The organism is Lactobacillus xujianguonis (assembly GCF_004009905.1).
Classification (GTDB): Bacteria; Bacillota; Bacilli; order Lactobacillales; family Lactobacillaceae; genus Lactobacillus; species Lactobacillus xujianguonis.
The window spans coordinates 18,451-32,271 of sequence record NZ_ML136884.1 but is presented as its reverse complement, the minus strand read 5'-3'; the positions used below and the strand labels follow the sequence as shown (position 1 = coordinate 32,271).

Below are 13,821 nucleotides of genomic sequence, written 5' to 3'. Positions count from 1 at the left end.
AAAAGAAGTTAGAACATGACTAAAAAAATTACGCCACGCTTAGTATTGGCGATTTTATCGGCAGGGATGCTGTCCTTTCTTGGGATCTTGGATGAAACTGCTACAACGGTAACTTTTCCCATCTTAACCAGAGAATTTGCCATTACAACTGATCAAGTACAATGGGTGAATACCTTAGTTTTGTTAGTCATTGCGACCATTGTGCCGATTAGCTCGCAGATCAGGTTAAGAATTCCGACCAAAAAGATCTTCATCCTGGGCGTTTCTTTGTTTACTTTGGGTTTAATTATCGATATCTTTTCACCACGCTTTGACCTATTATTGCTCGGAAGAGCTCTGCAAGGCGTTGGTACCGGGATTGGTTTACCGTTAATGTACAACATCATCTTAGCTGAAGTTCCTAAGGAAAAATTAGGCTTCATGATGGGGATCGGAACGATGATTACGGCCTGCGCTGTTGCCTTCGGACCAGTCTTTGGCGGTTTAATTACCGACGCACTGAATTGGCGCTGGATCTTTATTATTTCACTAGTACTAATGCTAGTCAGTTTGTTCACAGGTAGTTACTCGATCAAGCAGATCAACCCACTGAAAAAAGTCCGCCTTAAATATGGCCAATGGTTAACCTTAGCAATTAGTTTAGTCTGCTTAATGATTGGGTTTACCAGAATTGCTAAAGATCAGTTTTTCTCACTGCCAGTCCTAGGCTTTTTAGCCTTAGGAATTATTAGTTTATTAATTTGGTTGAAAATGTTCTGGTCTGATCAACAGGCATTGATTAAGCCACAACTATTTAAAAATCTTCGCTTTAGCATGCAACTAATTGCCTATTGTTTTGCCAAAATTGCAACCTTAGCACTCGGCTTCATTTTCCCAATCTATGTGCAAATGGTGAATCACGGCTCAGTTTCTTTAGCTGGTTGGATTACCTTCCCTGGCGCGATCGTTAATGCCGTGATGGCGGCAGTAGCTGGCAAGCTGTTAGATAAAAGAGGAGCGCGGCTGCCAATTATTGTTGGAGTGATTGCTAGTTTAGCAAGTTTAATTTTAATGAATGTGTTAGCGCCGCTTAGTAACTTAGCAATCGTCTTACTTTATGTCCTTTACTATGGTGGCTACGGCATGTGCTTTGGTAGCTTGATGACTAGTGGTTTGTTAACTATCGGTAAAGCTAACCATGCTGAGGGTAATGCCATTTTTAACACTTTACAGCAGTTTTCTGGTGCTTTGGGAACAGCTTTAGCAGGAACTTTAATTGCTTTAGCACACAAAAGCAAGCAGCTGGTAATAGCACGGCTATTGGCTCGAAATGGACCTTTATGGTGCTACTCATTTTGATTATTATTAATTTATTCTTGGCTTTGTTCTTTGTGCCGCAGAAAAAAGAATAAGATCGAAAAAATCGTTGATTGAAATTATTAGGATTCAATCAACGATTTTTTGCTTTTTATAAAGCAATTTTGTCTTCTGGTAATTTAACTCGTAATTTTTCAAAAGAAAAGGGCTTAATTAACGAGATTTCGTAAGCCTCAAGTGCTAGCTCTTCACCGGCAAATTCTGGATTATAAAGAGGATCTCCTACAATGGGGGTGCCCAAAGAGGCTAAGTGGACCCGGATTTGATGCGTTCGACCAGTTTCTAGGGTCAATTTAACAATCGCGGTCCCATCTTCATTTCTCTGTAAGACTTGATAGTGCGTTACGGCATGTAATCCGTTTGATGTGATCATTCTCTTTCTTTGATCAGCAGGATCTTGTCCAATTGCTCCATCAATCGTTCCTGCGTCTTTTAAGTTATCGGCATGATCAACTTTAGCTAAATAATCGCGATGAAAAATTTTACTGGTTAATTCACGATTTAAAATTGGCACGACTGCGGGATTTTTAGCTATTAATAATAAGCCACCAGTTAACATGTCGAGACGGTGCACAATGTAAGGTGCTTGACCAAGGTAAGTGGCACAGTCGTTTAAGGCCGTATCAGTTTCTTTTAAGTTGGGGTGAGTTTTTTGGCCCTTCTTTTTATTGATAATTAATAAATTGTCATCTTCATAGATAATATCTGGTGATTTTGCACTAGCCGGATAATCTTGTTGCTGGCTTTCGACTTGGTCAAGCGTGATTTCAATTTGATCTCCTGGAAGTACTGCTTCATTGAAATAGCGGTACTCACCATTAATTTTGATATTTTTTTCAATTCTTAAATAATGCCGCCATTTGCGCGGAATTAGTAATTTTCTTAAGAGATCACTAATTGCCATTGCTGGCAAATCTTGGGAATAAATGAGCTTAAAGTTGTAATCCATATTCTTGATATTTTCTTAAATCTGAGTAAATTCTAAATCATACGTTTGGCATGTGATAAAATATTAGATGTTTTAAAAGGAGTTATGTGTATGCCAAACTTTCGACAACCACATTCAAATAATCCACTGAGCGACGCACCTAAACTTAGTTGGTGGCGCCGCATTGATCGCCGCTTTTTTATCGGTCGTTGGATTATTTTGATTTTGTTGACAATTACGTTGCTAACATGTACTTATTATACAATTAAAGTTAAAACTTCGAATATTTCGAATTTAAAAGCAGCCCTTTCGACGACCACTACGATTTATGATTATAAAGGGAAAAAGGCAGGCTCACTTTATTCGCAAAAGGGGAGCTTTGTTGAATATGATAAGATTTCCCCTAATATTAAGAATGCCGTGATTTCAACCGAAGACCGAACTTTTTGGAAAAATCCCGGCTTCAGTATCAAGGGCATGGCTAGAGCTGGGTTAAGCTTGATTATTCACCGCGGTCAGATTACTGGTGGGGGCTCAACTTTAACGCAGCAGTTAGCTAAAAATTCAATGCTGACGCAACAACAGACTTTTTCAAGAAAATTGCAGGAGCTGTTCTTTGCGATTGAAATTAACCACGTCTATTCCAAAAAAGACATCCTGACGATGTACCTCAATAATGCCTATTTTGGTAATGGGGTCTGGGGCGTGCAAGACGCCAGTCGTCGCTACTTTGGTAAAAATGCCAGTGACGTGACGGTAGGTGAAGCTGCCACCTTGGCAGGGATGCTGCGCAATCCTAGTTTCTATAACCCAATTGATCATATGTCCAATGCTTTAGCAAGAAGAAATATGGTCTTAAAGTTGATGGTAGACAATGGTAAATTAACCAATAGTGAGGCTAAAGCTGCTTCAAGGCAGGGCTTAACTTTGCAAAATACTTTCAAGAGCAAAGATGGCTATCGTTATCCTTACTTCTTTGATGCCGTAGTTGATGAAGCAATTAATCGTTATGGCTTAAAAGAGGAAGACGTGATGAACAAGGGCTTGAAGATCTACACCACTCTGAATCAGAATTATCAACAATCTTTACAAACTAATTTTGAATACAGTTGGCTCTTTCCTAATAATGCCGCTGATGGCACGCAAGTCCAAGGGGCAAGTATTGCTATGGATCCTCAAACTGGTGCGGTGCGCGGCGTGGTTGGTGGGCGTGGTAAACATGTCTTTCGTGGTTATAACCGGGCAACGCAAATGAAGCGTCAGCCAGGTTCTTCCATGAAGCCACTAGCTGTTTATGCACCAGCTTTGCAGAATGGTTATCACTATGATTCACCGCTTTCTAACAAATTACAAAAATTCGGTAAGAATCATTATGAACCACATAATGTTGATAATGAATACTCCAACACGATTCCGATGTATCAAGCTTTGGCAGAAAGTAAAAATGTGCCAGCGGTTTGGTTACTGGATAAAATTGGCGTAAACAAGGGTGTCCAATCGGTGGAAAACTTTGGTATCAATGTGCCAAAGAAAGATCAAAACCTGGCTTTAGCTTTGGGTGGGGTTTCCACCGGGGTGTCACCTCGGCAGATGGCTAGAGCTTACTGTGCTTTTGCTAATGATGGCAATTTACCTAACAGCTCTTACTTCATTACGAAGATTACTGATGCCAGTGGTAATGTTTTAGCCCAAAATAATAATACTGGTACGCACCGGATCATTTCTTCAAGTACCGCAAAAGAAATGACAACGATGATGTTAGGTGTCTTTACTAACGGGACGGCGCGTTCAGCTCAACCTAATGGTTACCGCGTGGCTGGTAAGACTGGTTCAACGGAAGTTCCTAATTCCTATGGCTTTGGTACCAAAGACCAGTGGATTGTTGGTTATACCCCTGATGTTGTCTTAGCAACTTGGGTGGGCTTTGACCGGACCAATCAGGACCACTTCATGCATGGAGTTTCAGAAACGCAGGTAACGCGGCTATATAAGGCACAGATGGAAGGCATCTTACCTTACACGGCGCAAACGCAATTTAAAGAGAAAGCGCCAACGCAAATTATCAACCAAAATGGCTCTGGCAATGACTGGACTAATGGTCTAGGCGATAAATTAGAAAAAGGTCTCGGTTCTGCCGGAGAAAAGTTGAATGAATGGTATAATAGCTTAAAAGGCCTTTTTGGCAACTAAAATAGAGGAGAATATTTTTTATGGTAAACGTTTATGACTCAGCTAATCAATTAGCAGAAGACTTGAAGAAGACCCCTGAATACGCTGCTTTGGAAGAAGCAGTTAAGAGTGTTGAAGGGGATGCAACTAGTCGTGATTTGTTTGCACAAATGGACGATATCCAAAACAGAATCATAAATGCTCAACAAACAGGTGCTCCAATTACTGATGAACTTGAAAATGACTACACTTCATTAAATGCCAAAGTTCAAAAGGACACTAATATTGTGAAGTTATTGACTGCAGAACAAGGTGTTTACAAGTTAATTGATGACTTACAAAAGACCTTTACTGCTCCAATTAACGATGTTTACAAGAATCTCAGAAAATAATTAGTCAGATGAAATTTATTCATTTTGCTGATGCGCATTTAGATAGTCCATTCCGTGGGCTATCTTTTTTGCCATCTAAAGCCTTTAACCAAATATATAATGCTGCTAACCAATCTTTAAAGCGAATTGTTGATTTAGCTTTAAGTGAGCAAGTTGACCTCGTGCTAATTGCTGGGGATACTTTTGATTCCAATCATCCCAGTCCCCACAGTCAGCTATTGTTTGCCCAAGAAATCAAGCGCCTGACCGATGCGCAGATTCAAGTGGTCATGATTTTTGGTAATCACGATCATATGAAGCGCTCAGAATTGTTAGTTACCCCGAGTCCTTACTTTAAGCTCTTAGGACCAGATGAAAAGGTTGAGCAAGTAACTTTTACGACCAAAACTGGTTTTACTTATGATGTGGTCGGCTTTTCATACTTAAACAATCACATTACCAGTGATAAATTGCCAGAATTTCCTGAAAAGGGCGCTAACTATACCTTTGGTATGATGCATGCCCAGGAAAAGACTAGTACGAATAGTCAAAACGTCTATGCACCGTTTACCGTGCAAGAAATGCAGGAGTTAAATTATGACTACTTTGCTTTAGGTCATATTCATGCTCGCCGAACTTTAAGTACTGAGCCGTTAATTGTTTATCCCGGTAATATTCAAGGTCGCCATATTAATGAATTAGGCCCTAAAGGTTGCTATTTAGGTGAAGTTAACGAAGCTAGTCGTGAGACAAAAATTGATTTTTATGCCACTAGTCCCATTATTTGGCAAAGTGTGCAACTAGAATTGACGGCAGGTTTAAGTAAAGCTGATTTACAAGCCAAAATTTTAGCTAGTTTGACGGCAGAGCAGACTACTTACTTTAGTTTGCAATTACTTGGGGCGCGCTTTTTAACCGAAGAAGAAACTGATTTAATTACTGATAGCGACTTTTGGCAAAATCTTTCTCTGCAGTTAGCGGCTGATTCGCAATTAGTTGATGTGCGCTTTAAAGAGCAAGAACAATTGCAATTAAATGATCATGACCAAGCCGCCTTTAATCAAGCTGCTGATGAAATTTTTGCCCCAGAAGAGTTTAAGCAGATTATCAAAGATTGGGCTAAAAAGGATGAATTGACTGCGCAAGCCGCTGATCAACCAGAATTTTTGCAGGCAGTAAAGGAATTAGCCCAAGTAAAATTAGCCGCTAAGTTGAAAGGAATTGACGATGAGACTCAAGAAAATTAAGTTTATCAATTTTGGTCAGCTTTCGAATTTGACTTTTAATCTGCCTAGTCCGGAATTAAATGTCTTCTTTGGTGAAAATGAGGCGGGTAAGAGTACAACGGTTGCTTTTATTAAACAAGTCATGTTTGGCTTTTATCTGCGGTCAAATTCGTCACCTTTTTTTGAAGATTACAAACCTTTGGCTCATGTTTCACCGATGGGTGGTTCGCTGTTTTTTGAAGATGAACATGGCAGTGAATTTGAATTAGAACGTTTATGGGCCAAAGGCGATAAAACTAAGCGGGGAATTTTAACTGTCAAAAAAGATGGCCAAGTTGTGCCAGAAAGTTTGTTTTATGACCAACTGCAAAAGATTGATGGTAATTTTTATGCTGATAGTTTTATTTTTAACCAAGAAATGTTGGGGCAGGTTGCTAGCTTAAGTCAAGCGGATTTACTCGAGCGGATTTATTATTTGGGTGCCGCTGACAGTGGCAAACTTTTAGCTTTGCGGGATGATTTTGCTAAAGAAGCAGGACAACTGTTTAAAAAGACAGGGAAAAAGCCGCAGGTTAATCAGCTGTTAAAAAAAGTCAGTGCTAAACGTGAAGCGGTTGCTGAAGCTGAAGATGAGTATCAGGATTATGAAAGTTTAGAAGCTGAGTTAACAGCCAAGCAAACTAGCCTTAAACAAGTGCAAGAGCAGTTAGCAGCTGAGCAAAAAGAACAAAGCCAATTAGCAAACTTACAGAAGAGTTTTCAAAGTTACCACAAGTTGCAAGAATTAGAGGCTGAAGTTAAGCCGTTGAAGTTCACTAGCAGTAATTATCAAGAGGCGCAAAGCTTGCAGGCACAAGGCAAGAACTTGCAAGCTAATTTGGCTAATTTAGAAAAACAAGCTGCCAGTTTAGCAAGTGCTGAAGATTTAACAGCTGAAAAGCAATTACTGCAAAAACGGCCAGAACTCTTACAATGGCAGAGCGAATATCAAGCTGACCTGCAAAAAGAAAAGCAGCTCAAAAACGAAGAACAACAACTGCTTACTCTTAATCCGGATTTGGCTGCTGGTCTAAAGCTTAGTCAGGCTGATTTGCAAACTTTAGCTAGTGACTATCGCGCTTTACCTGAAAAAGCAGGAGTTACAGCTCCTACTAAGAGCAATAATAATTTATTCTTACTAATTGGTGCCGTCATTGCAGTCGTAGGCTTGATTTTATTGTTCACTAGCGGCATCACAGGCCTAATTTTATTAATTGCTGGTGTTGCAGTAGCTGGTTATGGTTTTTACCAAAATAAGAATCAAGCCCAAGTAGTCCAAGAGGCGCAAAAAGCCCAAAAGCAAGTAGAGCAACAATACCAAAGTTTCCAGAAAAAGTATGGTTTGGATCCTGCTTCTTTGTCAGTTGATAATTTAATTAATCAAGTTAGTCAATACCGAATGAAGCAGCAGGCTCTAGAAGCCAATAATGAGCAGCTGACGCAAATTGAAACTAAATGTGGTCAATTAGCCGCCAAATTAGAAGAAGCGCTGAATGAGCCCTTAAAAGCAGATTTTAACAGCTTATTAGCAGCAATGACCGAATTAGATGACAGAATTAGTCGGAGTCAACAAGTTGCTGAAAGAAAGGCAAGTTTAGCCTTTAACTTAAAGCAAGGGCAGCAGGAATTAAAAGAACTAGGCTTGAAACTAAAAGCCGTTTTGGCTAAAGACCAAGTTAAAGACATGACGGAATATGATCAACGCTATCAAGGGTCTTTAGCGCAAGCTAAACTTCAAGCGCAAGTTGCGAGTTTGCAATATAACTTGCATGATGACTTGGCGCAGTTAAAGCAAGTTGATCCAGCTAGTTTAAAGGAAAAATTAGCCCAAGTGGCAAGTAAGATTGCGACTGAGCAAGAAAAAGTCAATCAATTACAGCAAGAAGCTGCCCAGGTGCAAGTCAAATTGACTAACTTAGCTGATTCAAGTAACGTGTTCGCCGCTAAGCAAGATTTAGCTAATACGCAAACACGCTTAATGCAGGCCAGCCAAGAATATTTGGCTAACTTATTAGCTTCCAAGTGGATTGGTCGTGCCCTTGATTTAGCTTCTAACGAACGTTTTCCAAAGATGCTAAAGGCGGCCAAAGAATATTTGCAATTATTAACCGGTGGGCGCTATGTTGATTTAGAATTAGATAAGAAGTTAACGGTGACTCGCTTTGATGGTAAGAAGCGGGAAGTTAAGTATCTGTCACGGGGAACGGCAGAACAATTATATTTTGCTTTGAAATTAGCTTTTGTTGAACAAATTAAAGATCAAATCAATTTACCGATTTTGATCGATGATTCCTTTGTTAACTTTGACGATCAACGAGTGGGTTATATTAAGCAATTGTTGCAAAAGATTAGTGCCAACAATCAAGTGTTGATTTTTACGGCGCAACGCAATTTAGTTGATGAGATTGGGATTGAGCCGATGTTTTTTGAGAAAGGAACGCCAAATGCTTAAACGCTTATTAGATTATAACGATGGCGAAGAGTTCGATTTAGTCTTGATGATTAAGAATTCACAATTGCGGCATACGAAGAATGATAAATTGTTCTTAGTATTGCAGTTTTCGGATAGTTCTGGAGAGATTCGCGGTAATTTCTGGGATGCAACTAATCAAGATGCGGCCACTTTCAGTACTGGTTCAATTGTGGAAGTTAATGGCAAACGTGAAGAATATCAAGGTCGCCCGCAGATTAAGATCTACTCCATGAGAGTAGTGGGGCCTGATGAAGGCTATGATTTGAGCCAATTTGTTAAATCGGCACCAGAGAAGATTCCGGATATGAAAGAAGAGATCAACAAGTATGTCTTTGAGATTTTGAATCCGACTTGGACCCGCATTGTCAGATACTTGTTGAAGAAATGGGACAAGTGTTTCTTTGATTATCCGGCAGGAAAGAGTAACCACCATGCAGTTCGCGGCGGGTTAGCTTTTCACACTTTATCAATGCTGAGGGATGCGAAAGGATTAGCTGATAATTACACCCAAGTTAATCGGTCATTGCTGTATGCAGGTTGCATTTTGCATGATATGGGCAAGGTCTTAGAATTAACAGGGCCAGCAGCAACCCAATATACACCAGCCGGTAATATGGTGGGGCACTTGGTTTTAATTGATGAGCAAATCATGCTAGCAGCGCAAGAATTGAAGTTAGATCTTGATTCTGAAGATTTGCTTTTGCTGAGACATATGGTGTTGTCTCACCATGGTAAGTTTGAATATGGTTCACCGAAATTGCCACAATTATTGGAAGCCGAATTATTGCACCGAATTGATGATTTGGATGCGGCAGTTTATGCGATTACTAATGCTCTGCAACATACTGAGAAGGGGACATTTACTGAGCCAATAATGAGTCAAGATGGACGGAGATTTTACCGGCCAAAAGATGATCAGGCTTTAGATAATTCACGGCATTTGGAATAAAAGATAAATAAAATGACCTTATTTTGCCAATTTTGGTGAAATAAGGTCATTTTTGGTCCTCCATTTACATAAAGTGCTTATTTATCGATAAGACCTATATAAAGACACACTTGTTTATTTCCTAGTCCATGTTACGATGGAAGTGGAGTAGGAAAAAGTATTAATATTATAAGCTAGTATTTATTTCTACGAAATAAAAAGTGAGATTGTAAGTGAGACAAGTATTTTAGCGTTGCCACTGAGGTTGAAAATACAGATAAACATAACGGCGTGCGATCTAAGCAGCCATAGATCAGTGGCAACATCTTATTTTTGGAGGAAGGATTTGATTTAGTTATCATTCCAACAAATCCATCAAAAATTAGGTTTATCTTTTAGAAGAATCGCGTGTTTAAAATGGGCACGTGGTTTTTTGTGTACAAAAAAATAGCTTGGAAATTATTTCCAAGCTATTTCTCTTCCTTAATCAGGAATTATTTACTTAAGCTGTTAGTTGAAACGTATGCAGATAAGACATTCTTCAAGTCCTTATCCTTGATTGAAACGTCAGACTTCTTCAAAACAGTAGCAATAACGTCTCTCATAGTTTCTTGGTTTTGAGCCATAGAAGCGTAGATTTGCTCATCAATTGCCTTCTTGTGTGAAGCAAAAGTACCCTTAGCTGGGTGATCAATCATCTTAATTACGTGGTAACCAGATTGTGACTTAACTGGAGTTTCAGTAACTTCACCAGTCTTAAGCTTGAAGGCAGCAGTCTTGAATGCTGAATCTAAAGTGGTGTCAGTTGAGTCAAATGATGGCAACTTACCAGCCTTGTTCTTAGTAGCAGTATCAAGTGAGTACTTCTTAGCTAAGCTTGCAAAGCTCTTGCCAGCCTTCAATTGCTTGATAATCTTTTGCGCATCAGATTTCTTAGCAACTAAAATATGTTGTACCTTAACCTTAGGCTGGTAGGTCTTCCATACCTTTTGTTCTTGCTTCTTAGAAATCTTCTTAACGCTCTTCAAAGCAGCTTCAGAAAGCAGGTTAGTCTTCAAGTTTTGCTTGAAAGTTGATGGGGTCATCCCATTTTGTTGCAAAACAGCGCTAAATTGAGAACCGTATTGCTTCTTGTAGTTGTTGTATTGCTTGTCGATCTTCTTTTGAGAAACTTTACTGCCGTATTGTTCTTCCAAAGTACGGTTGATGATCATGTTAGCCAAAGTAGATTGACCTGCTTGTGACTTCTTCATTTCATCATAGTATTGTTGTTGGGTGATCTTACCACCCTTGTAAGAAGCAACAGTCTTATCGCCGCTCTTAGAACAAGCGGTTGCGGATAATGCAATACCAGCTACAGCGATTACTGCAGCTGCTTTTTTAATATAACTTTTCATAAAAATAAATTCTCCACATCCTTAGTAATTAAGTAACTGTCAACTAATATAACATAATTTAGGGCATAAGTTTTTTCAAAATTCGATTATTCATAAAAAAATCAAACTTTCTTAACTATTTTTTTGCTCTTGATCAGTTGATTCGACTTCTCTTTGAATTTTTTTGCTGCGATAGTTAATTTCCTTAAGATTAGGAGCGATGTGATTTTGATAATGTTTAACATCATCACTAATATCACTAACTGCTCTTTCAGCAGCAGGTAAGTTGGCGCTTAATTCTTGGCTAGCTTTTTTAGCTTTAGCAATACCATCAGCTAAGCTTTCACCAGCGTCTTGCATCCCTGCGATATTTTCCTTCAAAGGTTGACCAAGTCGCACACCATGTTCATCTTTAATTAAAGAAAGAGCAACTCCAGCCGCAGCGCCAAGGAATAATCCTAAACCGAAATTTTTCATTTTTTCTCCTTAAAATTGTGCCTTGATCTTGTCAGCGACTTCTTGGTATTTTTCTTCGTCATATTTGTCGGCATTATTGCGGGTCATTAACTTCAAGCCGTCGCCTTCAAAACGAGGAATGAAGTGAATGTGGGAGTGCATTACCACTTGGTTAGCTGATTTACCATTGTTGGTGGTGATGTTCATACCAGTAACGTTAGGGAAGGCCTTCTTAATGGCATTGGCAATTTCTGGGATATATTGCAAGTATCGTTGTGCATCTTCCTTGGTGTAGTCGAATAAGTTAACGATGTGCTTCTTAGGAACCATCAAGGTGTGACCAGGGTTAACTTGAGAAATGTCTAAAAAGGCTTTAACATCGTCATTTTCAAAGACAGTGTAGCTTGGAACTTCACCGCGGATAATTTTGCAGAATAAACAATCTTTTTCTAAATTTTCCATATAATCTACCTCTTACTTGTAAGACTTTAGTTTCTACTTACATCCATGATATTATAAAACATGATAGTTTACTAAGGAAAGAAACGAAAAATGACATTAAAAATTGAACATTTAACTGGAGGCTATACTGGTGTTCCAGTGATCAAAGACATAAATTTAGAAATTAAGCCAGGTGAAGCCTTAGGCTTAATCGGTTTAAATGGTGCCGGTAAGTCAACGACCATTAAGCATATTTTGGGTTTATTGCGACCACAAAAAGGCAAGATTTTGCTTAATGATGTCAATTTAACCATGCAGCCAACTAAATTTAAACGACAAGTAGCCTATATTCCAGAAACACCGGTTTTATATCCAGAACTAACGTTAAAGGAACATTTGGAATTAACCATGCTCAGTTATGGACTTGATGCCAATAAGTCATGGGACAGGGCGCATGAATTGTTAAAGATGTTTCGGTTAGATGACAAGCTGGATTGGTTGCCAATTCACTTCTCAAAAGGGATGCGGCAAAAGGTGATGATCGTGTCCGCCTTTTTAGCCGATACGAGTTTGCTCGTAATTGATGAACCGTTTACTGGTCTTGATCCTTTGGCGGTGGCCAACTTAATTGATTTAATTAAGCAAGCAATTGCTAACGACAAGATGGTGCTAATGACGACACACGTTTTAGCAGATGCTCAACAGGCTATTTCAAACTATGCTGTTTTAAACCGCGGTACAATCGAAGTCATTGGCAGCTTGCAAGAAATTCGCCAGCATTATGGCTTAAAGCCAGATGATCCATTTGACCAGCTCTATTTAGCTTTGAATAGAGAGGATAATGGCAATGCGTGAGTTAGCGAAAAAACGACTGAACGAAAATCTCAAACAATCAGTTAAATATTTAACGCTGGTTTTCAATGACTTTTTTATTTTAGCTTTGATCTTTTTATTCGGGGCTTTGATGTTCTGGTATGCGCAAGCCATGAAAGTGATCCCCAATAATTTATGGTTTTACAAACCATTAGTGGGCTTTTTATTATGGCTGCCGCTATTGACAGGTCATTTAGTAACTTTGTTAAAAGCTGCCGATATGCAATTTTTATTCACCCAAGATGAAAAAATGGATGAATACCTCAAACCAATGATCAAGTACAGTCTAGTTTTGCCAACGATCTTGATTGTGCTGTTAGGGGGGATTCTATTTCCGTTTGCGACGATTAAGGCAGGAATTCCGGGCTGGTCATATGCTTTAATTTTGATTGGAACAATCCTGTTAAAAGCAGTCATGATCTTAATTGAAAAAGAGAATTTGTATTTTTACTACAATTCTCCTAATTGGTTAAGTTTAGTGATTACTTTGGCCGCCTTATTAATTGGTAGTTTAGGATCATATATTTATCCCATTGAAGTCATTATTTTAATGGTTATTACGCATTTAGGCGCTAAAAAGGATAAGGGTGTCTTTGACTGGCGCTATGCAGTTGAAAGTGAAAAGGCAAGAAAAGACCGGGTTTACAGCATCTTCAGTATGTTTACTGATGTAGCTGAAAAGCAAGTCACGATCAAGCGCAGAAAGTATCTTGATTTTCTGTTGCCAAAATCAATTGCTAAGGAAAACCCCAACTTGTTCTTATACCGCAGATCACTGTTAAGAAATCCGGAATACTTGAACTTGCTGGTAAGAATGACGGTTTTCGCCATCTTAATTTCTTGGTTAGTGCAAGATTGGCGCTGGGCTTTAGGCTTGTCCTGCTTGGTAATCTTTTTGACGGTTTACCAATTATTGCCAATGGCCACCGAATTTGACAGTAACATTATGTACCGCGTTTATCCCATTATTCGTGATAACCGGAGCAAAGACTTAGTTAAAGTTCTAAACTTGGGTTTAATAATTCAATGGCTCTTAATCAGCATTTTTTGGTTAATTGTTTTGCCAATTGATGCCCATCTATGGCTAAGTATTGCTGTTTTGTTTATTTTTACCATGATTATCAATTACGGCTATTTGCCAGTAAGAGTTAAGAAACAAAAAATTAGAAGATAGGAATTAAACGA

General features: G+C 39.0%; 12 protein-coding genes. 8 read left to right on the top strand and 4 right to left on the bottom strand.

Translation table 11 applies throughout. The features are described from left to right. Positions 1–15 precede the first annotated feature (15 nt). Positions 16–1,338, top strand: coding sequence for an MFS transporter (locus EJK17_RS06770; RefSeq protein WP_236629343.1), 1,323 nt, complete (start codon positions 16–18; stop codon positions 1,336–1,338). Positions 1,339–1,447: 109 nt separating this feature from the next. On the opposite strand, the gene EJK17_RS06765 is transcribed toward EJK17_RS06770, so the two are convergent. Then, the gene (locus EJK17_RS06765; RefSeq protein ID WP_103661644.1) at positions 1,448–2,305 is read right to left on the bottom strand and encodes an RluA family pseudouridine synthase; all 858 of its coding nucleotides are present in this window, start codon (positions 2,303–2,305) and stop codon (positions 1,448–1,450) included. 90 nt (positions 2,306–2,395) lie between these two features. Between EJK17_RS06765 and EJK17_RS06760 the strand changes: the two genes are divergently transcribed. From EJK17_RS06760 to EJK17_RS06740, 5 genes are read left to right on the top strand one after another with little or no spacing between them, the layout of a single operon-like run. Beyond that, a complete protein-coding gene (locus EJK17_RS06760) occupies positions 2,396–4,474 on the top strand; it encodes a PBP1A family penicillin-binding protein (RefSeq protein ID WP_103661645.1) in 2,079 nt (692 codons plus the stop codon). Between the two features lie 20 nt (positions 4,475–4,494). Then, complete coding sequence (locus EJK17_RS06755) at positions 4,495–4,845, top strand: YlbF/YmcA family competence regulator (RefSeq protein ID WP_103661646.1); 351 nt, start codon at positions 4,495–4,497, stop codon at positions 4,843–4,845. 8 nt (positions 4,846–4,853) lie between these two features. Next, entirely contained in the window at positions 4,854–6,071 is a 1,218-nt protein-coding gene (locus tag EJK17_RS06750) for a metallophosphoesterase family protein (protein WP_103661647.1), read from the top strand. Next, positions 6,052–8,541 (top strand): ATP-binding protein, encoded by a 2,490-nt coding sequence (locus EJK17_RS06745; protein ID WP_103661648.1) that lies wholly within the window; start codon positions 6,052–6,054, stop codon positions 8,539–8,541. The genes EJK17_RS06750 and EJK17_RS06745 overlap by 20 nt, the downstream gene beginning before the upstream one ends. Beyond that, positions 8,534–9,511 (top strand): 3'-5' exoribonuclease YhaM family protein, encoded by a 978-nt coding sequence (locus EJK17_RS06740; RefSeq protein WP_103661649.1) that lies wholly within the window; start codon positions 8,534–8,536, stop codon positions 9,509–9,511. The genes EJK17_RS06745 and EJK17_RS06740 overlap by 8 nt, the downstream gene beginning before the upstream one ends. Positions 9,512–9,984: 473 nt before the next feature. Here EJK17_RS06740 and EJK17_RS06735 read toward each other — a convergent pair whose 3' ends face one another. The 3 genes from EJK17_RS06735 to EJK17_RS06725 all read right to left on the bottom strand — a co-directional run bounded on the left by EJK17_RS06735 (position 9,985) and on the right by EJK17_RS06725 (position 11,784). Continuing rightward, the gene (locus tag EJK17_RS06735) at positions 9,985–10,887 is read right to left on the bottom strand and encodes a peptidylprolyl isomerase PrsA (protein ID WP_103661650.1); all 903 of its coding nucleotides are present in this window, start codon (positions 10,885–10,887) and stop codon (positions 9,985–9,987) included. 111 nt (positions 10,888–10,998) lie between these two features. After that, positions 10,999–11,343: a hypothetical protein gene (locus EJK17_RS06730; RefSeq protein ID WP_103661651.1), complete on the bottom strand. Its 345-nt coding sequence runs from the start codon at positions 11,341–11,343 to the stop codon at positions 10,999–11,001. Between the two features lie 9 nt (positions 11,344–11,352). Then, positions 11,353–11,784: an HIT family protein gene (locus EJK17_RS06725; RefSeq protein ID WP_103661652.1), complete on the bottom strand. Its 432-nt coding sequence runs from the start codon at positions 11,782–11,784 to the stop codon at positions 11,353–11,355. A 90-nt stretch (positions 11,785–11,874) separates the two neighbouring features. Here EJK17_RS06725 and EJK17_RS06720 point away from each other — a divergent pair, with 90 nt between their 5' ends. Beyond that, the gene (locus EJK17_RS06720; protein ID WP_103661653.1) at positions 11,875–12,618 is read left to right on the top strand and encodes an ABC transporter ATP-binding protein; all 744 of its coding nucleotides are present in this window, start codon (positions 11,875–11,877) and stop codon (positions 12,616–12,618) included. Next, complete coding sequence (locus EJK17_RS06715) at positions 12,611–13,810, top strand: ABC transporter permease (protein WP_168180752.1); 1,200 nt, start codon at positions 12,611–12,613, stop codon at positions 13,808–13,810. Before EJK17_RS06720 ends, EJK17_RS06715 begins: the two co-directional genes overlap by 8 nt. The last annotated feature ends 11 nt before the right edge of the window (positions 13,811–13,821 follow it).

What these genes read in the sequence shown, in the direction of transcription:
- EJK17_RS06755 (WP_103661646.1), top strand. Translation starts at nt 4,495, where the DNA reads ATGGTAAACGTTTATGACTCAGCTAATCAATTAGCAGAAGACTTGAAG.
- EJK17_RS06720 (WP_103661653.1), top strand. Translation starts at nt 11,875, where the DNA reads ATGACATTAAAAATTGAACATTTAACTGGAGGCTATACTGGTGTTCCA.
- EJK17_RS06725 (WP_103661652.1), bottom strand. Translation starts at nt 11,784, where the DNA reads ATGGAAAATTTAGAAAAAGATTGTTTATTCTGCAAAATTATCCGCGGT.
- EJK17_RS06770 (WP_236629343.1), top strand. Translation starts at nt 16, where the DNA reads ATGACTAAAAAAATTACGCCACGCTTAGTATTGGCGATTTTATCGGCA.
- EJK17_RS06745 (WP_103661648.1), top strand. Translation starts at nt 6,052, where the DNA reads ATGAGACTCAAGAAAATTAAGTTTATCAATTTTGGTCAGCTTTCGAAT.
- EJK17_RS06765 (WP_103661644.1), bottom strand. Translation starts at nt 2,305, where the DNA reads ATGGATTACAACTTTAAGCTCATTTATTCCCAAGATTTGCCAGCAATG.
- EJK17_RS06750 (WP_103661647.1), top strand. Translation starts at nt 4,854, where the DNA reads ATGAAATTTATTCATTTTGCTGATGCGCATTTAGATAGTCCATTCCGT.
- EJK17_RS06715 (WP_168180752.1), top strand. Translation starts at nt 12,611, where the DNA reads ATGCGTGAGTTAGCGAAAAAACGACTGAACGAAAATCTCAAACAATCA.
- EJK17_RS06740 (WP_103661649.1), top strand. Translation starts at nt 8,534, where the DNA reads ATGCTTAAACGCTTATTAGATTATAACGATGGCGAAGAGTTCGATTTA.
- EJK17_RS06735 (WP_103661650.1), bottom strand. Translation starts at nt 10,887, where the DNA reads ATGAAAAGTTATATTAAAAAAGCAGCTGCAGTAATCGCTGTAGCTGGT.
- EJK17_RS06760 (WP_103661645.1), top strand. Translation starts at nt 2,396, where the DNA reads ATGCCAAACTTTCGACAACCACATTCAAATAATCCACTGAGCGACGCA.
- EJK17_RS06730 (WP_103661651.1), bottom strand. Translation starts at nt 11,343, where the DNA reads ATGAAAAATTTCGGTTTAGGATTATTCCTTGGCGCTGCGGCTGGAGTT.